General features: G+C 36.0%; 25 protein-coding genes and 1 other RNA gene. 18 read left to right on the top strand and 8 right to left on the bottom strand.

Annotated elements, in window-relative coordinates; translation table 11 throughout:
- Positions 1-9 precede the first annotated feature (9 nt).
- Positions 10-1,149, top strand: coding sequence for a cytochrome-c peroxidase (locus ACEN25_RS06810; RefSeq protein WP_441802265.1), 1,140 nt, complete (start codon positions 10-12; stop codon positions 1,147-1,149).
- A gap of 10 nt (positions 1,150-1,159) precedes the next feature.
- On the opposite strand, the gene ACEN25_RS06805 is transcribed toward ACEN25_RS06810, so the two are convergent.
- The gene (locus ACEN25_RS06805) at positions 1,160-2,002 is read right to left on the bottom strand and encodes a helix-turn-helix domain-containing protein (RefSeq protein ID WP_441802264.1); all 843 of its coding nucleotides are present in this window, start codon (positions 2,000-2,002) and stop codon (positions 1,160-1,162) included.
- A 199-nt stretch (positions 2,003-2,201) separates the two neighbouring features.
- On the opposite strand from ACEN25_RS06805, the gene hxlB reads away from it, so the two are divergent.
- The 4 genes from hxlB (at position 2,202) to ACEN25_RS06785 (ending at position 5,684) form a co-directional block, all read left to right on the top strand.
- On the top strand, positions 2,202-2,783 hold the full coding sequence (hxlB, locus tag ACEN25_RS06800) for a 6-phospho-3-hexuloisomerase (RefSeq protein ID WP_441802263.1): 582 nt from the start codon (positions 2,202-2,204) through the stop codon (positions 2,781-2,783).
- A gap of 38 nt (positions 2,784-2,821) precedes the next feature.
- Positions 2,822-3,451: a 3-hexulose-6-phosphate synthase gene (hxlA, locus tag ACEN25_RS06795; RefSeq protein ID WP_441802262.1), complete on the top strand. Its 630-nt coding sequence runs from the start codon at positions 2,822-2,824 to the stop codon at positions 3,449-3,451.
- A gap of 380 nt (positions 3,452-3,831) precedes the next feature.
- A complete protein-coding gene (locus ACEN25_RS06790) occupies positions 3,832-4,587 on the top strand; it encodes a hypothetical protein (RefSeq protein WP_441802261.1) in 756 nt (251 codons plus the stop codon).
- Between the two features lie 5 nt (positions 4,588-4,592).
- Complete coding sequence (locus ACEN25_RS06785; protein ID WP_441802260.1) at positions 4,593-5,684, top strand: cadherin repeat domain-containing protein; 1,092 nt, start codon at positions 4,593-4,595, stop codon at positions 5,682-5,684.
- Positions 5,685-5,739: 55 nt separating this feature from the next.
- On the opposite strand, the gene ACEN25_RS06780 is transcribed toward ACEN25_RS06785, so the two are convergent.
- Entirely contained in the window at positions 5,740-5,940 is a 201-nt protein-coding gene (locus ACEN25_RS06780; RefSeq protein WP_441802259.1) for a hypothetical protein, read from the bottom strand.
- Positions 5,941-6,033: 93 nt separating this feature from the next.
- On the opposite strand from ACEN25_RS06780, the gene ACEN25_RS06775 reads away from it, so the two are divergent.
- The 11 genes from ACEN25_RS06775 (at position 6,034) to hsdR (ending at position 20,216) form a co-directional block, all read left to right on the top strand.
- Positions 6,034-6,951, top strand: coding sequence for a helix-turn-helix transcriptional regulator (locus tag ACEN25_RS06775; RefSeq protein WP_441802258.1), 918 nt, complete (start codon positions 6,034-6,036; stop codon positions 6,949-6,951).
- Between the two features lie 62 nt (positions 6,952-7,013).
- On the top strand, positions 7,014-8,378 hold the full coding sequence (locus tag ACEN25_RS06770) for a PcfJ domain-containing protein (protein WP_441802257.1): 1,365 nt from the start codon (positions 7,014-7,016) through the stop codon (positions 8,376-8,378).
- Positions 8,379-8,634: 256 nt separating this feature from the next.
- Positions 8,635-10,146, top strand: coding sequence for a hypothetical protein (locus ACEN25_RS06765; RefSeq protein WP_441802256.1), 1,512 nt, complete (start codon positions 8,635-8,637; stop codon positions 10,144-10,146).
- A gap of 6 nt (positions 10,147-10,152) precedes the next feature.
- Positions 10,153-11,385, top strand: coding sequence for a PD-(D/E)XK nuclease family protein (locus ACEN25_RS06760; protein WP_441802255.1), 1,233 nt, complete (start codon positions 10,153-10,155; stop codon positions 11,383-11,385).
- Between the two features lie 6 nt (positions 11,386-11,391).
- Entirely contained in the window at positions 11,392-11,904 is a 513-nt protein-coding gene (locus ACEN25_RS06755) for a hypothetical protein (protein ID WP_441802254.1), read from the top strand.
- A gap of 50 nt (positions 11,905-11,954) precedes the next feature.
- Positions 11,955-12,422, top strand: a complete 468-nt coding sequence (locus ACEN25_RS06750; RefSeq protein ID WP_441802253.1) for a DUF6998 domain-containing protein — start codon at positions 11,955-11,957, stop codon at positions 12,420-12,422.
- Between the two features lies 1 nt (position 12,423).
- Positions 12,424-13,590, top strand: coding sequence for a PD-(D/E)XK nuclease family protein (locus ACEN25_RS06745; protein ID WP_441802252.1), 1,167 nt, complete (start codon positions 12,424-12,426; stop codon positions 13,588-13,590).
- Positions 13,591-13,636: 46 nt separating this feature from the next.
- A complete protein-coding gene (locus tag ACEN25_RS06740; protein ID WP_441802251.1) occupies positions 13,637-15,121 on the top strand; it encodes an N-6 DNA methylase in 1,485 nt (494 codons plus the stop codon).
- Positions 15,118-16,434 carry a restriction endonuclease subunit S gene (locus tag ACEN25_RS06735; protein ID WP_441802250.1) on the top strand — a complete coding sequence of 439 codons (1,317 nt, stop codon included), beginning with the start codon at positions 15,118-15,120 and terminating at the stop codon, positions 16,432-16,434. The genes ACEN25_RS06740 and ACEN25_RS06735 overlap by 4 nt, the downstream gene beginning before the upstream one ends.
- Positions 16,424-17,830 carry a KAP family P-loop NTPase fold protein gene (locus ACEN25_RS06730; RefSeq protein WP_441802249.1) on the top strand — a complete coding sequence of 469 codons (1,407 nt, stop codon included), beginning with the start codon at positions 16,424-16,426 and terminating at the stop codon, positions 17,828-17,830. Before ACEN25_RS06735 ends, ACEN25_RS06730 begins: the two co-directional genes overlap by 11 nt.
- Before the next feature lies 1 nt (position 17,831).
- Positions 17,832-20,216 carry an EcoAI/FtnUII family type I restriction enzme subunit R gene (gene hsdR, locus ACEN25_RS06725; RefSeq protein ID WP_441802248.1) on the top strand — a complete coding sequence of 795 codons (2,385 nt, stop codon included), beginning with the start codon at positions 17,832-17,834 and terminating at the stop codon, positions 20,214-20,216.
- A gap of 39 nt (positions 20,217-20,255) precedes the next feature.
- Here hsdR and ACEN25_RS06720 read toward each other — a convergent pair whose 3' ends face one another.
- Together ACEN25_RS06720 and ACEN25_RS06715 are read right to left on the bottom strand one after the other, a co-directional pair.
- Positions 20,256-20,990, bottom strand: coding sequence for a LytR/AlgR family response regulator transcription factor (locus tag ACEN25_RS06720; protein WP_441802247.1), 735 nt, complete (start codon positions 20,988-20,990; stop codon positions 20,256-20,258).
- Positions 20,990-21,991, bottom strand: a complete 1,002-nt coding sequence (locus ACEN25_RS06715) for a hypothetical protein (protein WP_441802246.1) — start codon at positions 21,989-21,991, stop codon at positions 20,990-20,992. The genes ACEN25_RS06720 and ACEN25_RS06715 overlap by 1 nt, the downstream gene beginning before the upstream one ends.
- 166 nt (positions 21,992-22,157) lie before the next feature.
- Here ACEN25_RS06715 and ACEN25_RS06710 point away from each other — a divergent pair, with 166 nt between their 5' ends.
- Both ACEN25_RS06710 and ACEN25_RS06705 read left to right on the top strand, forming a co-directional pair.
- Positions 22,158-22,301 carry a hypothetical protein gene (locus ACEN25_RS06710; protein ID WP_441802245.1) on the top strand — a complete coding sequence of 48 codons (144 nt, stop codon included), beginning with the start codon at positions 22,158-22,160 and terminating at the stop codon, positions 22,299-22,301.
- Between the two features lie 21 nt (positions 22,302-22,322).
- Positions 22,323-22,445, top strand: coding sequence for a hypothetical protein (locus ACEN25_RS06705; RefSeq protein WP_441802244.1), 123 nt, complete (start codon positions 22,323-22,325; stop codon positions 22,443-22,445).
- A gap of 220 nt (positions 22,446-22,665) precedes the next feature.
- Here the strand turns inward: ACEN25_RS06705 and ACEN25_RS06700 are convergent, their stop codons facing one another.
- The 4 genes from ACEN25_RS06700 to ACEN25_RS06685 form a co-directional block, all read right to left on the bottom strand.
- Entirely contained in the window at positions 22,666-23,166 is a 501-nt protein-coding gene (locus ACEN25_RS06700) for a YqiA/YcfP family alpha/beta fold hydrolase (protein ID WP_441802243.1), read from the bottom strand.
- Positions 23,167-23,186: 20 nt separating this feature from the next.
- Positions 23,187-23,522 carry a cyclic-phosphate processing receiver domain-containing protein gene (locus tag ACEN25_RS06695; protein ID WP_441802242.1) on the bottom strand — a complete coding sequence of 112 codons (336 nt, stop codon included), beginning with the start codon at positions 23,520-23,522 and terminating at the stop codon, positions 23,187-23,189.
- 620 nt (positions 23,523-24,142) lie between these two features.
- Positions 24,143-24,544, bottom strand: a transfer-messenger RNA (tmRNA) gene (gene ssrA / locus ACEN25_RS06690).
- A gap of 81 nt (positions 24,545-24,625) precedes the next feature.
- Positions 24,626-25,447 (bottom strand): GIN domain-containing protein, encoded by an 822-nt coding sequence (locus ACEN25_RS06685; protein WP_441802241.1) that lies wholly within the window; start codon positions 25,445-25,447, stop codon positions 24,626-24,628.
- Positions 25,448-25,515 lie beyond the last annotated feature (68 nt).

Raw genomic sequence — 25,515 nt, 5'->3', positions numbered from 1 at the left:
CTCTTACCTATGCGATTGTTATTTGGATTACTATTTTTAGCAGGTGTTTGTGTAGGTTGTAAAGAACAGGCAGCAGAAGCAGATTATGAGTCTATAGCCTACTTACGGGAAGTCTATGCATCAGGGAATCCTGAAAATTGGCCAAAACCCCATTTGGATAGTTCTTTAACAGACTTTGAGGATATTGGGCATTTGCCTGAAGTGATTCATCCTGAGGATAACCCTTTTTCTAAAGCAAAAGTAGATCTGGGTAAGAAGTTATTTTTTGATCCGCGATTGTCTGTAAGTGGGCAAATAGCCTGTGCTTCATGTCACAATTCGGAGCTTGCATGGACCGATAATATCACGCGTTCCTTTGGCCACGATCGTCAAAACGGTAAACGGAATGCGATGACCATTATGAACGCGGCATTTGCTCACGAATTGTTTTGGGATGGAAGAGCAAAAAGTCTGGAAGATCAGGCGCGTTTTCCCATTGCAGATCAGGTAGAGATGAATGAAGAACTGAATATTGCTGTTGATAAAATTGCAGCAGTTGAAGGTTATAAACCCTTATTTAAAGAGGCATTTGGAGCGGAAGAAGTATCCTTGGATAAAATTCAAAAAGCAATTGCAACCTTTGAGCGTACCATTGTAAGTCACACCAGTAAATTTGATCGGTTTATAGACAACAAACCCGAGGTGTTTACAAATGAAGAAGTGCTGGGATTGCATCTGTTTAGAACCAAAGCCCGGTGCATCAATTGTCATAATACAGGGTATTTTAGCGATAATCAATACCATAATGACGGGCAGGTCTTATTTGGAACTAAAGATGAAGATTTTGGACGCTTTAATGTAACCGGAGATACTGCAGACATTGGTAAATTTAGGACACCTACCTTGCGTGAAGCAGCCCGCACCGGCCCGTGGATGCATCACGGTCATTTCCCCTCAATAAAAGATGTTATTGAATTTTACAATCTGGGAAACCCTCAGGTGGTTCAAAAACGATATTTAGGAACTCCCCGGGATTCGCTAATTCCTGAAGTCTCCCCATTACTTCAAAAATTAAATCTTACGCGTGACGAAATGAATGCCTTAGAAGCTTTTATAGGTACATTGTCTTCTGGAGATACGCGTATACGTGCTCCGCAATTGCCGGAATAAAAGGATAAGTTTAAGCATACAAGGTATTATCGTGTACAATCACGTGTTGTTTAACCTTATCCTGAAATTCGTTTGGAGACTGATTGGTGTGTAATTTAAAAAACCGACTAAAATAGGACGGGTCTTTAAACTGCAGATTGTAAGCGATTTCTTTAATGGTATTTTCGCTGTGAATGATTTGGCGTTTCGCTTCAAGAATAACCCGGTCGTGTATTAACTGAACTGCCGTTTTATCGAGTTTTTCTTTCAATATTTGGTTGAGTCGCTTGGTACTCATATCGAGTTTGTTTGCGTAAAAGGCTGCTTTACGTTCTTCATAAAAATTGAGTTCAATGAGCATCATAAACTCATAAATGCGTTTCTCATTAATATCTTGCAGGGTAAAATGCTGTTCTTTTAACTGAATTAATTTCAGTAGAAAAACCTTGAGAAGCGCTTTAATCATAATGAGATTTACCTCATCCTGGCTGTACTCTTCGTTCATCAACTTGTAAATCGCCAGAAGACCTTTCTCACTTTGTTCGGTAACCTGAAGACAGGAAAACTCACCCTGAATATTAAACATTCTAAAAACATCGAGTAAAAATTCCTTGAGGTCATCTTCAAGGAGTTCTTGCTTAAACGAAATAAGTACTCCTTTCTTACCCGCTTTATTGAGCTGGTGTACACGATAAGGCGGAATCAAATAAATCCAATCGCCTCGTAGGGTTTGAAAATCATGCTGTGGTTCGTGTAATGCTTCCTCATTATTCAACCATACGATCTCAAAAAACTCACGTCTTCCGGGGTCATCTAAATACGAAGGAGGACAATTTGCAAGATCACGTATGTAGATGGTTTTATCGCTTAGCATTTTAGGGAGTGCGTTAGGTTAATTTTCAGTTTAATATAATGTAAAGAGAATCTAATTTCCATATAGTACCACAATACCAGGGCTTCTTAACAAAAGTTTATGTGTGATTGGCAAATTGTACCAGACATCTGCCATATAGTAACACTGCGCTGCGCCTTCAACAGGTAACTTTGCTGCATATAAAAAAAGTAAATACAGTATGAAAACTATAGATCGCGATTTAGCAAACATTAGTGAGCAGGCCATGACCGCTATACTGAATGAGCATTTAGAACTAGTGAAGCATTTTGATTTTGAAGAACTACGCAATTTAATTGCACCCATTACAAATGCAGGTTCTATTTTTTTAATAGGTATGGGACGTAGTGGGCTTATGATGCAGGCAGCAGCAATGCGTTTGATGCATTTAGGTTTTGATGCTTATGTTGTAGGAGAGACCACCACACCGGCCATACAGGAAGGTGATTTACTTATCGCAGGTTCTGGATCTGGAACCACGGCTACAGTAATTAGAGCAGCCGAGACGGCTAAAGAAGTGGGAGCAAACGTTATAAGTTTTACGACTGATAAAACTTCAGAGTTAGCGGCATTGAGTACGTATGTTGTACACATACCAGCAGCTCAAAAACAGGCACACGATAATACGGTGTCTGATCAATATGCAGGCAGTTTGTTTGAACAAGCCTTACTCTTATTTTTTGATGCATTGATACAAACCTTGTGGTCAATAGATGGGAGTAGTGCAGAAGAACTATATAAAAGACATTCTAATTTAGAATAATACGCAATACACAATAACTAAATAAAAAAAAGAATACTATGACTAATTTACAAGTAGCAATAGATTTATTAAGTACTAAAGAGGCACTGGCTCTTGCAAAGCAAGTAGCACCTTATGTAGATATTATAGAATTAGGAACGCCGTTAATTAAGAGTGAAGGTGTTTCGGTAATACGAGCGATGAAAGATGCATTTCCTGACAAGCAGGTATTTGCAGATTTCAAAACCGCAGATACCGGTGAGTTAGAAGCGGGTCTTGCATTTGATGCAGGAGCAGATTTTGTTACGATTTTAGGGTCTGTAGATGACGCCACGATAAAAGGTGCCGTTAAAGCAGCCAATGAGCGTAATAAAGGTGTGGTTGTAGATACCATAGGTGTAAAAGACCGCGTAAAACGTGCCAAAGAAGTTTCAGAATTTGGTGTAAAATTTGTTGAATTACACGCTGGTTTAGACGAGCAGGCTCTTGACGGTTATTCTGTACAGGTGCTAATCGATGAAGCTAAAAGCGCCGGTGTACCGGTATCTATCGCAGGTGGTGTTAATAAGGATACCATCAAAGCAGTAAAAGAATCTGGAGCCGTAGTAGCCGTTGCCGGCGGTGCAATCTACGGGGCAGAAGATCCTGCAGCTGCAGCAAAAGAATTACGCGATATACTGAATGCATAATTGAAGCAGCATTAAAAAGAAAAACCCCCTGCAAATCGACTGATTTGCAAGGGTTTTTTTTTGTTTATTGTGGTGAGCTATTCTTTGAGTTGGTAGAATTGTAATTGTCCCATCTCACAACTTTATTGGTTTTTTACAGGTACAATTTTATTCAAATTTTTACTTAAAAATATATGTGTAAATAGCGTTTTAACCTTATCAATTTAAATGAGGTTTTTTAATTTATTCAAAATGCTAATAATTAGTTTTTTATACTTCGTAGTAAGGTAAATTTTCAGTTGAATGAGGAATTCTGTAAAATAATTCTTTGGACAGTCGCTAAGTTTATCAAGGCTAAATTGGCCAAATCCAAAATCTATTTTTTAACCAATAAATCAAAAATGAGAAAAAATTATTTTACTAAGACATTAATCGTATTGGCTGTTACATCTATAAGCTGTGATGACTCGGTTTCTGATGAGTTTGAAGAAGTAAATGGAAAAGTTGCTGAAAAATTAGTGAGTAGTGCCATTATAACTTCAATAAGTGATTCTTCAGATAAAACAACTCTATTTTTAGAATATGATGGAGACAATCGTCTAAGTAGTGTCTCGAATGGGGAAGACACAGACCGTTTTATTTACTCAAATGGAGATTTAGTGAATGTTACAGGTCAAGGAGATAATTTGAGTATTGAAGAATTTTACCAATCGCCATATGACGCCTTTGAAGTAGGGCAAATTGAAGAATATGACTCTAATCTGAATCCATCAAAGCTGGTATTTTTTCAGGAAATATATGAAAATAATACGTTACGTAAGGTTGAGTATACTGCCGAGATAACTTATGATGATGCTCCAAATCCATATTTTTTCACGTTAAAGTCTGCCGGAATTATAGATGTATTAGATGGGATACAGCTAAACTTTTCAATGACTCCTCAAGCGTCAGAAATAATTAAGGCAAGAAAATTATTATTCAAAAATAATCCTTCTAAGGTTTTGTACAGAGATCAAAATAATAAACCGATTGTAGAGATTGATGTTGATTATGTTTATGATACAGATAGTTATCCGGTTTCTGCTACTGTAAAGGCAGTAAACTTTGATGAAAATGAAGAATCGTTTTATACAGCCACTTTTACCTATTTGCAATAAGCAGCATGAGAAAATTATTTTTTGTATTCTGCTTTATTGGATTGTTAAGCTGTGATGTAGAGGAAATTGATTTTGATAACACGGAAGATCGCCTGGCTATTGAAGCTGCAGATCTGTTTGTGATTTTAGATGAAAATCCTCGATCACAGACTTACCTGGGAATGCTAAGAGCTACACATACAGACACCACTCTGCTTAGTTATAAGATTAAAAATGATTCACCGCAGGGAGCACTAGCAATCCAGGAAAGAACTGGTAAACTTTTTGTTAAAGACTCGTCTCTTTTTGATTTTGAAATCAATTCAGAATTGTATGCAGAGGTAGAAGTTTTTACAGATTCTTTGAGCGCAACAGCCAAGGTTGTAGTAGAATTAAGAGACGTAGAAGAAGCTATACTTAATGTTGAAGATTTAAATATATCAATTAATGAAAATCCCACTATTAATCAATTGTTGGGCAGTGTTAAAACATCTACAAACCTTGATGTTTTAAATTATCGCATACTTAATCAAGAACCAGAGGGTGCGTTATATATTAACGAGGCAAATGGCAATCTTTATGTTAGTGATGCTTCACTATTTGATTTTGAGAGAAATCCGGTAATAGCTGCTGTTATACAAGTGAGCAGTGGGGAAAATTTTAAAAATGCCTCAGTAACGATAAATTTAAATGACGTAGAAGAACCTGTAGCAAATTACAGTATTTTATTCAGAGGCTTTAGTGATTACTTATTTTGCGGAATACCGCCTTCGTCCAGCTATTTTTATATAGAAACAACCAGTGATACAGGATATTTTAAAGGAGCCGAGTCGTTCACAAAAGATGGTCAGGAGATTTTATTTTCATTTACAGAAATAACAGGAACTATTATTAAATTAGAACTATCTATTCCTGAATTTGATGAGAATGACGCTAATGCTGCTAGGGGCACTCATATGGAAGGGATATTCTTTACGATAAATAGGGACGGTGTTGAACTCACAACTATTTCGGCAGAACAACTTTTTATTTGTAAAGATTCAATGTATAAGTTAATACTTACCTATGATACACGTGATCATACGTATGACATTGAATATTTTAATCACGGTTTCTAAATAGAGATTTTAAATATGCTTCAAAACCTGCCAATAATCCAATTGGCAGGTTTTTTTATTGGCTTCTCATCAACTCCTCAATCCTTTCTATTGACTGACCTATAAATTTTTCTATCTCCCACTCGATTGCTGCCTGCTCGTATTTTTGAACAGAGGCCGAAGCGCTTTTTATTTCAAATACTAAAGCTTTACTCGTTTCGAGTTGGGTTTTCAAAAGTTCTAATTTTACCTTTCGTTCTTCAAGTAACAGTTTCATCCTGGCATTCATAATTTTTAGTTTCAGTAAAATTAATTTTTAGCACCGTCATTTTATGTCGGAGTAAAATTTATCTTTATAAAAAATAAAAGGATGAGTACATACAATAAAGTTTCGAGATTAGGTAAAATCATTAGTATGGTAAAGAATAACCCGGGCATAAGTCAGGCAGAAATAATGAAGGGTCTGTATCCTGATGTAGATTCTATCCCTAAGTCTAGAAGAACCCTAGAAAGGGATCTCGCTGCAATACGTAACGAACTTTTTATTGCTATTGATTATGATTCTTCCCTACAAGGCTATAAAATTGACGACAGTACTTTAGACGCTACCTACGAATTTTTAAAAATGGTAGAGTTTGCTAATGTAGGCCAATTGCTACAAGATGGTAAAACAGATTTAAGTAAGTTTTCAGATATTGTTGAGTTAGACAATTCTTCTATTTTTAAAGGAATTGATTTGGTTAAAACTCTTATAACGGCTATTCAGCAGCGGCAAAAAATAACATTTAAACATATTAATTATTGGGAAAATACGGAAAAGAATTACATCGTATCACCGTTAAAAATTAAAGAATACCTAAACCGCTGGTACTTGATTGGCGTTCCTGATAAAACCAGTGAAATACGCACTTTTGGTATTGACCGCCTTAAGGATTTAGAAACTGCCGACGCGAGCAGGATCAAGTATAAAGATTATGAAGACCAACTGAACCGGTTTCACAACATTATCGGACTCAACTTTAATGAGGGAGACGGAAAAACCAAACTCATAAAATTAAAAGTCTATCACAAGCATTTAAAGTATTTGCAGAGCCTGCCGTTGCACCATTCTCAAAAGATTGACTGGCAAAAAGGACAGGAGCACGGTATCGTAACTTATCGAATCATACCCAATTACGAATTTAAAATTCAGATTTTAAAAATGCACTGTTTTGCTGAAGTACTGGAACCTATTGAGCTTCGGGAAGAAATAAAAACGATGCTTCAGGAAGCTTTGGATCAGTATTAATATTTTTAGTCCGTCGTAAATTGGCGGTAATGCTTTTTAGCTTTGAATCTCAATCAAAGCTTATGGAACTGAAACATTTTCTTTTGCAATACGAGTTAGCTTCGGGAGTACGCCAGTCGCTACAACTTTTGGATGACAAACTACAGGATTTTGGGCTGGAGATCAGCACTTCCGGTTTAAGTGAGGCTAAAATCTATTACTCCTGGATAGACCTGTTTAGCACTCATTTTGACAAGAGCGACTATAGGTATGCATTCTACGTATCGGCGCTTAATTACCTGATGGCTGATGATTATTTAATCAAGCAACATAACTACGAAGAACTGCAGCGCAGTTTTATTTTTATGACCGCAATTCTGGAAACAAAGCTTCGATTAAAAACCGATTTAATCGCACAGTGTATGATTCAATTGGCGTGTTTTTACGGAAAGTTTCCGCAGCGATTGACGGTCTATTCCGAACATGTAATCAGGCATCTTAAATGCATACGGGATTTAAAAGCCTGTGTACAGTTTCATCAAGTTGTATATGGTGGTATTTTGATAATTCCGGGTTTTATTGATACTTCAAAAACCAATCTGCCTGCATTTAAACGCCGGATGTTTTCCGTGCTTTTTGAGGAACGCAGCCTTAGAAAGACCTTTCCGTTTCTGGGCTTATCAAAGCAGGAGGCAAATCTGTTTCAATATGGGGCTATCAAACTTTCAAAAAAAGAGTGGTTTCAGGATACAGATACGGTTAAACATTACCGTAGTTTGGTGCGTCTCTACAAACATTTCCCAGATCATTTAGAAATTATCCTTAAACTGTTAAACTGTTCTTTTATCTGGGAGGAGCATATCGATAGATTTGAAAAAGATCTGGAGTTTTGGATAGATGCCGTGCGCCTGTACATCCGATATACGTCACAAGATCAAAATATTGAACCCAGAACGTATGTCGATTATCTGGAACACAAAAGGTATAGAAGTACTATAAATGGCAACAGATTCAACTTAAAAGGCAGGACGCTAAAGTCGATCGGCCGGGATATAGAACACTGGCATCGGTATGGATTTTTAGAATCTGTTCTGAAAAGAGCTTCTATTTCCTGGAAGCCAAAACCTTTTCAAAGCTATAAAGCAGAACTGGATGCCGTGATTTATCTTATTGAAGAAATTACAGATTCTGTCACGTTGTACAGGGAGTCCAAAGAGTTACAACATTGTGTACATACCTATTTAAAACAATGCATTAACGGAAGTACCCACATTTTTGGATTACGTAAACTAGGTAAAGATGGGTTTAAGCCCTGCTGTACTATTCATCTGCCAGAGCAAACCGTACTTCAATGTAAGGGGAAACTGAATAGGCACTGTACTCAGGCAGAACAGGACATACTGCAAATGTGGGCAGATCAAAATGATTTAACCATTAATTTACTCTAAATGAGGATTTCCGTAAAAAAACTAAAAAAGAATTCTTTTAATTTGAAATAACAAGCTATGACGCCCCAGACAAACAACAGATACCTGACCTATATCTTTTCAAAACTTACAATTTGAAGACGTACCCAAACGCGAGCGTCTGGAAATCGAAAACGGACTCCTGCGCTATTGCGAACTCGATACGCTGGCGATGGTGATGATCCTGGAATATTTTAAAGAAGTGATTAAATAATTAACAAAATAAAAAAATCGAAAAATGAGTCTAAAAACGTGGCTAAGAAATCTTATAGGTTTTGATAGGATTGAGAAAAATTTAATTGAATCTCAAATGAAGATTCTTAATCAATATAACTCCCTTACTTCAGAAATTGAAGAATTGAAAAAGCAACCCCCTAAGAATGAGGTGAGGTATTTTCAGTCCTACAATGAAGACTCAGATAGCAATGAAATAGGAGCAAATACCGACTTACAGGTGGCTAAAAGTTTTTCTTTGGCTAAGACAGATGAGCAAGAACCTTTGACATTTTCATTATTGGAAAATAGCTTAGTGGCAAGTGACTGGCTTGAGGTTAGTACGAGTCCAGACCAAAAAAGTAGTTGGGCTAATATTTTTTCCGGTGTAACTGGTGCAGGAAGTTTAGGGGGGTCAGCTATTCAATCAGCTAAAGGATTCTATACTACAACTGCAAATCCAGCAAGTTTAATAAAATATAAGGACGGTACTTTAAGTTCAATCACCGAAGGAGCTGGAAAGAAATTTGGAAAACATCAGGGCTTTCAAAATGCAGGAGCATCTGCTTTTACTCCGCTAATTATATTCCAAATGGCTTCTATGATAACCGGTCAGTATTACTTTAATAATTTATCTAAACAATTAAACAAGGTTCTAGATAAATTAGACAATCTTACAAGAATGCACCACATCGAACGGGAGTCAAAAATGAAGTATGCCTATGTATCCTTAAAAAAATATGCAGAACGTAGATATTTTGTAGTAGAAGATTTTGTACATCTTGAACATATAGCCTACGACCTTCAAACAATACGAGAAGAGTATGTTATCAGCAGTATTGAGAAGATGCAGGAAATAAACAAGTTACTTTTAACTGTTGATGTTAATAATATAGAAATCGAAACTATTTTAGATGAAGAGGCTACTGTTTTAGAGAAAGGCAGGAATCTTTTTTCAAAAGGAATGACCAGTATAAAAAATTCAAAAGCAGTTGGTGCAGTTAAAACAGGAATTGACTCAGCCGGAAATATTCTGGGAAGTACCTATAAAAAGGTTGAAAAAATCAATCAAAAAATTGAGGATTTGGGACTTTTATATTCTTTAAAATCAGCTGTTACAGCAGAAGAATTATATCAAATGACACAGCTTATAGAATTAAAGATGAGTATGTCAGTTACAAATATGGATGCCGACCGACTGGGCCGGATTGATGAATTAAAATCTGATATTGAGGGCTTTACTAGAAAAGATTTGATTTATGATTCTTTGAAGAATAGTGTAGAAGAATTTAATCAAAAGCTTGACAATCGATTTGCAGAATTAAAGCAGCAATCAATTCTGGCAAAAACGGATATTGATACTTTGGGTAAGAAAAGTAGAGAATCCTTTGAGTCCTTTTTTGAAATTTGTGATTCTAGCTATCGTAGTTTAGAAACTATGAACGCTGATATCAATTTGGGTTTTCAAAAAACAAATGAAATTATGATAGACAATACCGGAAAGGAACCTAAATTATTTATTAAGAACAATATATAACTATTTATGGGGAAAGAACTAGAAAAACTGTTATCAAAAACAGAATCGCTAATAGCTGAAAATAAACTGGAACTTATAAAGTCTGGAGAAGATTTTAATATTTTCAGTATCACTAAGATTGAGCGTTATGAGAACAATACGCATTCTGCAATGCTCGCAGAATTGCTTAACCCCAAGGGATCTCACCATCAGGGATGTTTATTTGTGAAAGAGTTTCTTAAAGTTGCATTTTTGAAAACAAAACTTTTAGAAGAAGATGGGAATATTGAAGATAAAATCAAAAGGTTCATTAAGAATCTTAAAGTCAAAACTGAGGAAAGTGTAGGCTTAATCGATAGGGAAAATAACATAGGAGGGCGTATTGATATATTGCTTTACAATAACGAAAAGAGAATTATTATTGAAAATAAAATTGATGCAAATGATCAGGATCAGCAAATAGTGAGGTATTCTAATTTTAAAGGAGAAAAGGATATCATTTTTTATCTAACCAAGAAGGGTACAGATCCTTCAAAGGAAAGTTCAGGAGATTTAATAGTTAATAAAGACTTTTTTAAATTAAGTTACAGTGAGGACATTATAATTTGGCTTGAAAATTCACTCAAAGAATGTACTAATGCTTATGTAAATCAAGGTGTACGTCAATACCTTAACCTAGTTAAAAAAATTACAAATCGTTTAGAAACAAAATTCATGATTGATTTAAAAAATACCATCAAAACCAATTTGGAATCTGCAGAACAAATATCCAATACTTTTGATGAAGCTGTTTTAGAAATTCAGAAATCGTTTAGATGGGATATCAAAAAATCTTTGGAATCTAAATTGTCTGGATATATCGTTGATGTTGAAGATGCCATTGACTCTCCTGAATCAAGTATTTCTATTCAAATAGAAGGAGTTGAACCTAAATATTTAAGTTTCGGTATAGAATATTTTAATGGAAAAGGCGGACCTCTTTTTTGCGGAATTTTCAATGCTAGAGGGAGTAGCGAACTTGCTGTTAAATTAAACCAGAATTACGCTAAAGGCCTAAATTTAACTACTCATTATCCTATAATCCAGACCTTAGAAACGAAAGAGGGTAATTCGTTGAATTTGAAAAGCACAGGAATTTTATCTCAATTTCAAGATGAAAATGGATCAACATCATATAGGCAGGAACTAATTGATCATACAGTTCAACAAATCGTTGATTTTGTATTTACACATACACAAACTGTAAAATCGTTGAGCTAAATAATTATGACATCTTCCCAAATACGTTTTTTAAAAGATGAAATATGGATTCTTGCTTTTGGAGGGGCATTGCAACGCTCTGGAATATATGGCCCTAATTCAGAAAATGAACGTCGCCTGTTTAGGGTGGGTATGCGCGGGTTCATTGAAAGGGAAATAATCCCAAAATATAAAAATAAACCTGTAATTGATGATGTTCATATACAAAACCTACGTGATATAATTCAAGAATCAGTCAACTACAAAGACCTTTTAAGTACCGGAAGTATAAATGTGGGTATTGCTCAAAAATTACTTAATCTCATTCTCAAATATTATTGGGTTTTGGGTTGGGTAAACGAACCACCTCATTTTCCAATAGATCGTATCATTCAGGGTAAATTACCAGTTCATTCCAGAATAACCTGGACTAAAATGAAAACTATAGAAGAATATAAAGTTGTTATCGAAGCTGCAAGAGAGAAGGCAGGTGAACAAAGTCTGGCCGTTTGGGAATTGAATGCTTTTGAGAGAAGATAGGTCAGCTTGCTGTTAGAACTTAAAATTAAAAATAGTGTAAGACGTACTCCATGATAGAAGCGATAAACGAATTAAATAAAATAATTAGAGAACTACGAAAAAAATACGATCATAAAAAATTTACATTAGACGGTAATCTAGTTGGTGATATTGGAGAAGTGCTTGTTGAGGCAGCGTATGGCATAAAATCTTACAATCAAAATAATCAAACCCATGACGGAGGAGAAATATCCTCTGGAAAGAAGGTGCAGATTAAATCTTCAATGGGCAACGCGTGTTACATTAATATGCATAAAAACCCACCAGACTATGTACTGAGTGTTCATATAAATGAAGAGGGCGAATTAGAAGAATTGTATAACGGAACTTTTTCTTTTTTAAAAGCAAATTACATAAATGACATAACTGGAGAGCCTGTTAAAGGTAATTCTAACGGCTATGCAAAACTATCAGGCAACAAATTGAGAAGAATTAATAAGATGGTTCCAAAAGACCAAAAAATAAAAAAAGTCAGATAATATGACAGAAAAATTTGAAGAACTCCAGGACTTTCTAGACAATACAGAAATACCAATCGTACAACCAAAGCCCCTAACCTTTCTTGAAATTGCGAAACAACCGCATTACGAGAATGTGTTATCAAATATATATGCTTTCTATTTTGATGTAAATGGGGAACACGGTTTCAAAGAGCTGTTTGTTAGTGTATTGGTTGAGTTGCGAAAAGAAAAGTTAGGTATAACTAGTTCTAAGTTTGAGAATTTCTTTGAATTTGCAATTGACACAGAATATTCTACCCATAAAAAAGGGCGTATAGACATCTTACTTCACAATGAAGAGCAGGCAATAATTATTGAGAATAAGGTTTACCATCATATTGATTACAATGACTTAGATGACTATTGGGATAGTGTGAAGGTAGCAGCTGATCCTAATAAAAATAAAATAGGCATTATTATGTCTTTATTTGCAGTACCTGATTATAAATATCAGCACCATACGAATGCTAAGCATTACATAAATATTACACACAAAGAATTTTTACAGCGTATAATCAAAAACAGCGGGCCTTATCTTTTAGAAGCAAGTGATAAGTATACTGTATTTCTAAAAGATTTAGCACAAAACATTTACAATATGAGTACAAAAGCACTGAAGCCTCAAGAGATTGAATTCTATAAGAATCACAAAGATGATCTATTGAAAGCTAAAAAATTCTTTGAGAGAGTTGAAACCTATGTAGTTCAAGAAATAGAAACTACATTGAATCTTATTGATAAAGATTTGGGTAATTTAATGCTAAAAGGGAAAGGTAGAGATAGATTGAGGTATGCTGTTTCAAAACGAAATCCGGATCTGATGTTCACGGTAGGGTTTGATCATCTATGGGACAATGCTAATAATCGATTAAATGTCATTGTGGAGTTACAAGGCAATGCGTTAAAAGACAGATCTATTTATAGCGAAATAGAATTTAGTGAAGAAGAGAAAAAAATTATTGCCAATACGTTTTATCAGGATACTAATAAAAATTGGTGCCATTTTGCTACTAAACACTACAGTGAAGAGATGCTAAATTTTCAAAATTTAAGCGGTTATCTCGTTGACAAAATGAAAGAAGATCATCTCATATCTATTTTCAAAAAGTTAGATGATTTTCTAACTCAATACAGATCCAAACCCTAACCCCACAATCCTTATATTTACGCCACGTATCAATTAATACCCCACAATGTTCGAACAAACATTTAAAAATATAGACGACATCTTATACAAAGATGCCGGTGCAGATAGTGAATTAGATTATATAGGGCAGACCTCCTGGGTATTGTTTTTACGATACCTGGACGAACTCGAAAAAGAAAAGTCAGATGAAGCGGCTTTACAAGGCAAAGAATACACCTTTATTCTGGCTGAAGAATACAAATGGTCTAATTGGGCAATGCCAAAGGATAAAGATGGTGAGCTCGATAAAAACGCACTCACGGGACCAGATCTTATTGAGTTTGTAGACAACGAACTCTTTCCGTATCTGGCAAAATTTAAGGTTGAGACAGACAATCCACAGACGATTGAATATAAGATTGGAGAGATCTTTAGCGAACTGGATAATAAGATCAAAAGTGGATATAACCTGCGTGAAATCCTGACGCTGGCAGACGAGCTACCTTTTCTAACAGCAAAAGACAAGCACGAGCTGAGTCATTTGTACGAGACCAAAATCAAGAATATGGGTAACGCCGGGCGTAACGGTGGGCAATACTATACGCCACGACCCCTTATACGTGCGATGATTGAGGTGGTTAACCCGCAAATAGGCGAGACTGTTTATGATGGGGCTGTAGGCTCTGCAGGGTTTTTATGTGAGGCCTTTGAGTATATGTATGCCCGGATGGAAAAGACTACCGGCAATCTAAAGACCTTACAAAAGGACACCTTTTACGGGAAAGAGAAGAAGAATCTGGCCTATGTAATTGGGGTGATGAATATGATCCTGCACGGTATTGAAGCGCCTAATATTGTGCACCTCAATACCCTTACGCAAGATATACGCAGTATACAGGAAAAAGACCGCTACAACGTAATTTTGGCAAACCCACCGTTTGGAGGTAAAGAGCGTAAAGAAGTACAGCAAAACTTTGACATCAAAACCGGGGAGACCGCTTTCTTATTTTTACAACATTTTATCAAGTCGCTTAAGACCGGTGGGCGTGCTGCCATTGTTATTAAGAATACCTTTTTAAGTAATACAGACAATGCCTCGGTAAGCTTAAGAAAGTATCTGCTGGAAACGTGTAATCTGCATACCGTACTCGATATGCCGGGGGGTACCTTTTTAGGAGCGGGTGTAAAAACCGTAGTACTGTTTTTTGAAAAGGGAGAATCTACCCGCAACATCTGGTATTACCAGTTGGACCCCGGTAGAAATATGGGGAAAACCAACCCACTCAATGACGACGATTTAGCGGAATTCGTCTCACTGAGCCTGGCAAACCGCGATACAGGAGGCCCCGGAGCAGAGACTGAAAAATCCTGGAATCTCAAAATAAATGTCAATTCGAGCGCAGTAGAGAACTATACCTACGACTTAAGCGTCAAGAACCCCAACATCCCAGAAGAAGCACCCTTACGTAGCCCGGAAGCTATTTTAGCGGAAATGGAACTGTTGGACACCGAAACACAATCCATTCTGCAATCTATAAAGGAGCTGATATGAGAGAGGGGTGGAAGATTAAAACTTTAGAGCAATTGATATCATTTTCCCAGATTGGTTTAGTCAGGAATAACAAGGAACAAAATAACGAATACCCTTTTCGTTATTTCAAAATGCATAATATCAGGAATGAAAATGGACTAAATGAAGAGTCATTTAGCTTTGTTAAAGCTTCTCCTGAAGATGTAGATAAATATTCTTTAAAGCAGAAAGATTTTTTATTTAATACACGAAATAGTTTTGAGCTTGTTGGAAAAACTTGTATTTATACATCAGATTACAAAGGAGTTACCTTATTTAATAATAATATTCTAAGGCTAAATTTTAAAGATTTCATTATACCGGAATTTGTGACTTATGCATTTTCAAGTGAACGTGTATTGCGTGATCTAGAAAAAATGAAAAGTGGAACTACAAATGTTGTTGGTATATATTTTAAATCTCTGAAGCATCTTCAAATTTTCTATCCTCCACTTCAAGAACAAAAACAGATTGTCTCTATTTTAGATGAGGCATTTGCAGCTATAGATCAGGCCAAAGCCAATATTGAAAAAAACATTCAAAATGCAGAAGAACTTTTTCAATCAAAACTCAACCAGATTTTTAGCCAAAAAGGTGAGGGTTGGGAGGAGAGAAGTCTTGGTGATAACTCGTTACTTAAAATTGTAGACGGTGATCGAGGTAAAAACTATCCCAAAAAGTCCGATTACTTAAAAGAAGGTTTTTGTGTATTTATGAATACAGGAAATGTTAGACCGAATGGTTTTGATTTTTCAGATGTGGTATTTATCTCGAAAGAAAAAGATGATTTATTAAGAAAAGGGAAATTAAAGCGTCAGGATATTGTAATGACCACAAGAGGAACAATTGGGAATTTGGGGTGGTACGATGATGAAGTAGAATTTGACCACATACGTATCAATTCAGGGATGTTAATTTTTAGAGTGAATAATTCTAAAATTTTACCTGAATATTTGTTTACATTACTTAGGTCTTCAATTGTAAAAAAGCAAATTATTGAAAAAACATCGGGAGCAGCGCAACCGCAATTACCAATTAAAACCCTAGTAACGTTCAAAATTCCGATGAGTTCAAATTTGGATGAACAGAAGAACATGGTTGCTTTAATTCAAAAGATGGAATTGCTACAGAATAAACTTGTGAAATCATATAAACTAAAAATTTTGAGTTTAGAAGAACTCAAAAAATCAATATTGCAAAAAGCCTTTACCGGTGAGTTGACGCATGATTTTATTGTTGACGAATTAGAATCAAAAATGGCCGCAGAGCCCAATGCAGCTTATAATGAAAATTAAACACGATCCTATTGGCATACCCGACGACGGTAGTGATCCGTTTATAAATTGTAAATTGGATAGAAAGCCCTATGCCGAAGCTTTGACCAACGTGGTAAGTACTTATGCCGATGGTTTTGTAATGGCGGTTAATAATGAGTGGGGAGCTGGTAAAACCACCTTTATTAAAATGTGGAAGCAGCAGTTAAAAAATGAGGGTTTTGAGACCCTGTATTTTAATGCCTGGGAAAATGACTTTCAGGATGATGTAATTATTGCATTGCTTTCAGAACTGGAAGAACTTAAGAATGAAGCAGAAGCCAGGTTTGACTCTGTTTTAAAAAATGCAGCAACCTTTCTACGAAAAGTAGCCCCGGCTGTAATTAAAGGAGCCGCTAGTAAAGCTATAGGTGATGAGGCTGTTACAGAAATTGTAGAAGCAGTAACAACCTATACTACTGAGGAAGTTGAAGAAGAATTAAAGGCATTTTCTGAAAAAAAGAAAGGAATACAGGATTTTAGAAAAAGCTTAGAAGCTTTTGTAAAGAAAGTAGATTCAAAAAAACCGGTTGTGTTTTTTATTGACGAGTTAGGCCGTTGCCGTCCTGATTATGCAGTGCGTGTTTTAGAACGTATTAAACACCTGTTTTCCGTTCCCGGTATTGTGTTTGTTCTTTCCATAGATAAAGAGCAACTGGGTCACGCGGTTTGTGGGTACTACGGCAGTGATAACATAAACGCTGCAGAATATCTAAGAAGGTTTATTGATTTGGAGTTTAATATTCCAGAAGCAAATCAATTGCAATACATTGAATATTTATTGGAATATTATGATTTTAAGTCTTTTACAAATAAAAGTTTTCGGCAAGTTCCACCCTATAGTAATGATCAAAGCCGTTTAAGAAACATTTCTAAAATGCTTTTTTCACAGGAAGAATTTAAGTTGAGATTACTACACAAATGTTTTGCGCGAATAAGACTTACAATAAGCACTTTTCCTGAACATCAAGATGTTTTACCAGACTTGATTGTTCTTTTATCTTTTTTATACGAGAAATATCCTAAAGTTTATATGAATTTAGAGAATACTAAATATTCAATAGATACTTTGGCTAAAGAGTTCGACAATATTCTTCTCCCCTTCCGAACTAAAGATAATTTTCATTGGATTTTTAATCTTTATGCTTCATTACTTGTAAAATACAACAATCAACTTTATAATAAATATAAAACGCAAAAGATGCCGTTGATTCAAAATGAAACTATTAGAGGAACCGTTACACTCACCTTTCAATCAAGTTTTGAAACGGAAGGAAAGCTTGCAAATTCTATAGCCCATTTTGTTGGAGATGATAATTATAATGTGAGTTTGGTAGATATCCAGAAAAGGTATAGTTTAAGTAAATATTCAAAATAATTTGAACGAATCCGAAACACGAGCAGAACTCATAGATCCGGCATTAGCAGCAGCTGGTTGGGGAGTAGTGCCTGAGAGTAGGATACGCAGGGAGTTTCCTATTACACAGGGGAGATTGCTGGGGCAAAAGAGACGTTCAAAACCACTGGATGCAGATTATGTACTCATTTACAAAAATGAAAAGTTAGGCATCATAGAAGCCAAAGCGCGTCATAAATACTATACTGATGGCGTTGGGCAGGCCAAAGATTATGCAGAGCGTTTACAGGTGCGTTTTACGTATAGTACCAATGGCGATCAGATTTATGTCATAGATATGCAAGAGGGTAAAGAAGGCGATGTTGCTTCTTTTCCTACGCCAGATGAATTGTGGGAGCTTACCTTTCCACAACCTAAAACGGTAAAAGAGCAGAAAATAACAGACTGGCGTAAGCAATTTCATACCATCCCCTTTGAAGATCGTGGAGGCACGTGGCAACCGCGTTATTATCAGGAAAACGCTATTAATAAAACCTTAGATGCTGTTGCTAGAGGTAAAGATCGTATTCTGTTAACGCTGGCTACCGGTACGGGTAAAACGGCTATTGCCTTTCAAATAGCCTGGAAACTTTTTCAAAGCCGCTGGAATCTTTCGGCACAAACTAGCGATTATCATCCACGTATGCCCAGAATACTTTTTCTGGCAGACCGCAATATTTTGGCAGATCAGGCCTTTAATGCTTTTAATGCGTTTGAGGACGATGCTTTAGTCCGTATCAGACCTTCCGAAATCAAAAAGAAAGGCCGTGTTCCTAAAAACGGAAGTGTTTTTTTTACAATCTTTCAAACCTTTATGAGTGGGCCTGATGATACGGCGTATTTTGGGGAATATGCTAGAGACTTCTTTGACTTTATCATTATTGACGAGTGTCACCGCGGCGGTGCAAATGATGAAAGTTCGTGGCGGGATATTATGGAGTATTTCAGCCCAGCGGTGCAATTAGGTCTTACTGCAACCCCAAGACGGGATGTAAATGGAGACACGTATAACTATTTTGGAGATCCGGTATATATCTATTCACTTAAAGAAGGTATTAATGACGGTTTCCTGACGCCTTTTCGTTTAAAAGAATTCAACACCACCATTGATACCTATCAATTTACAGAGGATGATGAGGTGATTTCAGGCGAAGTTGATCTGGATCGTGAATATACTGAGGCAGATTTTAATACTATTATTGAAATTAAGGAGCGAGAGGAATATCGTGTAAAACTCTTCATGGATTTGATTAATCAAAACCAGAAGACGCTGGTTTTCTGCTCCACTCAAATTCACGCTGCTGCCATACGCGATTTAATCAATCAATATAGTGCCAGTACTAATCCAAACTACTGCCATCGGGTTACCGCGGGTGATAAAGAAATTGGGGAACAGCACCTGCGTGATTTCCAGAATAACGAAAAAAATATTCCAACCATACTCACCACGTCTAAAAAATTGAGCACCGGTGTAGATGCCCCGGAAGTCCGCAATATTGTGTTATTGCGGCAGGTAAAGTCTATGGTTGAGTTTAAGCAAATCCTAGGTAGAGGTACGCGTTTGTTTGAGGGGAAGGAGTTCTTTACAATCTATGATTTTGTAAAAGCCCACAAGCATTTTAAAGACCCCGAATGGGATGGCGAGCCAATAGAGCCAGAGCCGCCTACACTACGACCTCCTAAAAAGGCCTGTACAACCTGTGGGCAACAACCCTGTATTTGTGTAGAAGAACCCACAGAGCCTTGTTACGTTTGTGGTAACGATCCTTGCGTTTGTGATAAGCCTTTAGGCAATATGGTTAAAGTAAAACTGGCAGATCATAAAGTACGTGCTTTAGACAGTATGGTTAAAACCTCTTTTTACAGCCCTGACGGAAAGCCTATTGGGGCAGCAGAATTTGTAAAACTTCTATTTGGTGATATTCCTTCACTTTTTAAAAATGAAGAGGAGTTACGTAAAATATGGAGTTTGCCCGATACCCGTAAAAAGCTTTTGGAAGAAATGAGTGAACGCGGTTATACTGCGGCTCAACTAGAAGATTTGAAAGAAGTTGTTCATGGGAATGATTCAGATTTGTATGATGTATTATCCTACATCGCTTATCAAAAAGAATTGGTACCCCGCCTAAATCGCGCAGAACGTGCTAAAGTGTATCTCGCCAGTTACAGTCCCGAACAGCAGGAGTTTTTAAGCTTTGTACTAGAGCAATATGTAACATCAGGTGTCGAAGAATTAGACGACAGCAAACTTGGCGAACTCCTTATATTAAAGTATCACGCTATTGCAGATGCTAAAACGAAACTTGGTGATATACCCAGCATTCGGAATGCATTTATCAATTTTCAGGGGTATTTGTATGGAGCTTAGAGTAGGTGTGTTTTTTAAAATAACACAAATTAATAAACTTTATAATCTACTAAATGCATTTTTGATTTTAGCAATGAAGGAGCTTTTAAAAGACTGCTTAATTTCAAAGCTTTCTTTACAGTCAAAGAGCTCAACGTACGAATTGTCTCTTTCCTTTATCCAATTTTTGTTTACGATAACACTTTGATTAATGGTTATAAAATTGAGGCACTCTAATTCTTTAGCCAAATCACTTATAGTTCGTCTAACGTTTTTGAATATGATCTCATCTTTATATCCGTAAACATTTACATAATTCTGTCTGCCTTTGCGTATATAATAAACCTTATCAAGTACAATATTTATATCTCTATTTTTAGAGACACTCAAAAAATAATTTTGAGTGTTTTGATGATTTTTAGCAGTATTATAATTAATTAATATCTTTTTTTTAAGGACATTCTCAAATTCCTGAATCTCAAATGGTTTAGTAAGGTAGCCTGCAATATCAATAGCGTTTATAACGCGCTTTTCATTATCTTTTGTTGAGGTGAGAAAAATCACTTTTTTACCTACGGCAATTTTCTCTGCTAATTCAAGACCATTAAATACAGGCATCTCAAAATCAACAATTAACAAATCATAACTGTCTTGCGTAATACTTTCTGCTGCTGCTTTTGAACTGCTATAATTTGCTATATGTTTAAGATCATAATCTTTAGCAATACTATCGATCTTAACTTTAACACGTTCAAGAGTTTTTTGGTCGTCGTCTACAAGTATATATCTAATCATTAATTAACAGGAATTACAAGTTTTGAAAGATAAAGATTATGAGTTATGGGTCTGGACTCTAATTCATTTTTAGGATAATAGGTGTCTAGAAGATTTTTTAGTGCATTTAAACCAAATTCATTTTTCCCATCCGTTTCTTTTTTAGCTACTGAAATGCATTCGCAACTGTTTAAAACAGTATATATTAACCTGTTATCAGATTTAATATCTGCTTCAATGATTATTTTACTATCATCTCTGTTTAGGTCTCCGTGCTTAAGTGCGTTTTCAATAAACGGGAAGAACAAAGTTGGACGTATTTGAAGAGATTGGAGATCCTTCAGAGTCAAATTAAGTGTTAAGTCAACCGTAGTTTTAGGCTTAAGATAATTAATTACAGCAATAAAAAGTTGAATGTGTTTAATTTCTTCGTTGATAGATACCGTATCTCTTTGAATTACAGCTACCGTATAGTCAAGCAATGTAAAAATATCTTTTAAAGCCTTAATGGGCAAAAGGGTTTTAGCTTCTGCATTCAGTTTTTCACTTGACATTTGGGATGAATGTATTTCTTCTAAATCTTCGTAAATATGACTAATCACATTCTTAAGGAAGTGTGCTCCCAGTCGGGAATTATTTGCATCTACAATTTTAAAACCTGCATATTTTTCAAAAGCATTACGCTGATATTCAAGATTAGATTCACGTTTTTTTAGTTCTTCTTCTTTGTCCTGAATTTTAGAAGTAAAATATTTCTTTTGCTCATTGAGTTTACGCTCGAGATTTAAGCTTTCAGTTTTTAATATATCAAGATCCTCCTGTTGTATAACAATGGTTTCTTGATCAGACTTATACTGTTTTTCTAAAGTTTTAAACTTTTTTCGGTAGGATCTCTTTTTAATAAGATTGTAAAGATTTCGTATGAAAATTAGTATTAGTAAGAAAACTAAAATTTCAACTAATACATTGAGCATTTCGTTTTCCTCTAATGCTTGTTGAAGACTTAAATTGTATTGATACATCTGGGGATTAAGACTTGTAATTATTTTGCGATTTCACAAAAACATACTATAAAATCCCAAATATAACTGGTTTGTAACAAATGGTAAAATAGAATAATCGATAAGTCTAGTTTTGGTACAAGAAAGGGAGAATAGTTCTGCCTAATTAATCAAATACTTTAAAATTATGGGAAAATCAAATTCAATGTCTAAAGCTGCAGCGGCACGCATTCAGAGTGCAAGTGCAAAAAGTACCGGTACTGGTGGTGTTTCTAAAGGAAGTTTTGCATCACGAGCGCAAAGTGCTGCATCGACAAACGGAAAAAAGTAACAAAATCAAAAGTTTAAAAGTATGGCTAAAAAAGAAGGATTACCAAATGCGCCTAGTAAAACAGGAAAGCCTTCGGGTAAAAAGAGATCGAATAAAACGACGGAAAAACCGGAAGTTTCTGAATCCAAGCGTAAAAAAAAGTAACGGTGTTTATAAGAGTAATAAAACTGTAACTTGTAACTAATGATATTAAAATCTAAATTTTTAAATGATGAATACAAAAGATAATAATTCAGAAAATCATCCTGATGATGTAAATCACGGCAATCAATTGAACCCTGATCACCAAGAATATCATCATTCGAGAGAAAACAATTAAATTTATTGATAACCCATCTCTAATGAGATGGGTTTTTTTATAGTCTTATCTCACTATTTCCCGATACTCAAAAAACCCCCTCACCTCCTCCTCAAACACTTCCAGCGGAGTACGATGACTCATTTCGGCACGCAGATGTAAGCGGTAATTAAACCCCGCTTTAAGTCGGTCGCCTAAAAAGCGCAGCGTATCAGCCGGATCAACGACCGTATCTTTTCCGCCTACAACCACCTGACCAAATCCAGAACTCGGAGTTTTAAAGTTAGGTATGTTTTGAGGTACAGAGCGCTTCACTAAAGCAGGATTAAAGAGCAATACCGGTTTGTTGAAAGATAAACCCAAATGATATGCTGCAAAGCCACCCATACTGCTGCCCATAACGTAATCTATAGCTTCCTTTTTATAGGCTTCGTAGATCTCTTGTACCGCATCAGGATTATTTTTATAGTCTAAATCTGGTGCTATAACGGTGGCGTACTGTTCTAAAATCTCTTTCTTAGCAGCACTAAGTTTGCTTTCGAGTCCGTGAAGGTAGAGTATGGTCATAATTTAAAATGTATAGTGGGCTAATTTCGTTTTAAAAAATCAATATAATTAGTCAACAAACCCCGTATTTGCTCTGCCGCAACCGGGTTAGCCGAATGTACATAAAACTCCAAATTCTTCAGATCAAGCCCAGACTCATAAACCAGCCATTTGGCAGCGGCCAAACCATCAGGAGCCAAGTTTCCATTTTCATCCAATCCTAAGTCATTATCAAAACTTATATATTCTGGCAGGCCGTTTTCCTCGATATAGTTTACAAAAGCATCATAACTGCGCACCACTACAAATTCCTGAGCCTGCTTGGGCTTATAGACCATTTCGGGTGTGCGTATATCGTCTAAAAATAATTGATACATCTGGGAATCATTATAGATTTCAAAATAGTGTTATATGAGCACTAAAAAAAATCATTTGTCAAATTCAACTGCGTTTGATCCTTAAAATCTTAGTTCTGTAAACTTAAAGACCGTTACCGCCAATAGGTGTCGCACCTATTCCTTTTTTAACTTACGGCGAGTAGCTTCAGCATTTAAATTTTAAATCGAAAAACACGGGTTAGCTTCGCCGCAACAATTTTGATCTTGAAGCTAGAAAAATTACTTCGCTAGAATGAGGTTTTGACCAATTAACTTTTAACAGATAACAAAAATCCCTGATCCAAAAGGCTTAGGGATTTTAAGATTGTGGAGTCGGGCGGGCTAGCTGCGCTTCACCGCATTGGCTCCAATCCTGTAAATTCAAAATCAGATTTATTAGAGATAGATCATTTCAATTAACTTTTAACAGATAACAAAAAATCCCTGAGCCAAAAGGCTTAGGGATTTTAAGATTGTGGAGTCGGGCGGGCTAGCTGCGCTTCACCGCATTGGCTCAAGTGTGTAAATTCTAAATCAGGTTTATTAGAGACAGATTGTTTCAATTAACTTTTAACACATAACAAAAAATCCCTGAGCAAAAAGGCTTAGGGATTTTTAAATTGTGGAGTCGGGCGGGTTCGAACCGCCGTGCAAACAGGCAACTCAATAGCTTTCTACGCGCTTATTTGCCAATTGTTTTTCGAATACAACCCGGTCGGCAACTACCAAGCAATACCTTATTCTCGATTAAGTTTCACTACCACATCAAGACCCTGCGATAGCTATGTTTACTTTTTCGGTACCTCTAAGCGAAACGCCGTAAACCAAGGCTTTTCAGAGGTATCATGGTCTCATACCTTGTATGAGATTAAGTAAATCCTACTGTGATTCGGATTATGCAGCCATGGCGTAGTTATTCTCGCCGTTTAAAAAGTGTGAAACATGAGATTTACGAGCTTGTGTCCCAGCGCTCGGCGTGCTTACTACTCAATTAGACCCGCTGTCAAAACCAAATCGACCCCGTTTCTAAAATATCCTCGATAATTTGAGGGCTGCAAAGATACTAAAGTTCTTCGGCATTCAAACTATCAAGGATTATTGTTTTATTTCTTTTCTATAGAGGCATCATCTTTTAATGCTTCGGTCTTGATATCTCCTTTACCATATACCTTTACAGAAGCCTTGTCCTGTGCATATACTTTTAAATTATTGGCTGCATACACTTCAGTAGCCGTGCGACCACTTAAAGTCACGTACCCGTCTTTAGATTCAAATCGCGAACCTTTATAATTTGATTTTCCTGATGAGGTTAATTGCAGCGTGTTTGTTTTTCCTCTTGGCGAAAACTCTGCGTTTTCATCAAGTGTAAAAGTACTTTCGGTAGTGTTATAATCGCCTTTAAGATCAGTACGATCGGTCATTTTTAAGGTGAAATTTTTAGCATTTAATCTGCAATCACCCCCGGCGTTCCCCATAAGGTTAAACATGGTTATATCGCTATTCAGTTTAAATTCAAACCTTGAAGCATCGTATGCGGTTAACGTAAAATCAGGAACTTCAAGAAGCCCGGGAGACTTAAATTCGGCATCCTTCTTAAGAATAATATGTTGCGGGTTGTCTAACTTTAAATAAACTTTCAACTCCTTAGCATTAGTAATGCGCATATTAGGTTTTATCACTAGAACACTGTCTGTCACTTTAAAATCAATTACACTTACCAGATTGCGATCTGTAGTTAAAATGTAACTGTTGTTAGGCGATTGTGCCAATTCTAATTCAATACCTTCACCTATCTCTACCGTGTTGATACCAGATTCCAGTTTTCCCACAATAGACATTACGTCTTTATCTCCTTTAATTTTATTCTGCGCACTACACGAGGTTAAAATTGTAGTTACAGCGAGAACAAGTAGTTTAAATTTCATAATTTTTTATTTTCTCAAAAATACGCAGAATGTTAACACTTTTATCTCAATAAACTATTAAAACTTAA

The organism is Leeuwenhoekiella sp. W20_SRS_FM14, from assembly GCF_052119605.1.
In the GTDB taxonomy this organism is placed as follows: domain Bacteria; phylum Bacteroidota; class Bacteroidia; order Flavobacteriales; family Flavobacteriaceae; genus Leeuwenhoekiella.
This window is presented reverse-complemented; position numbering and strand designations above follow the sequence as displayed.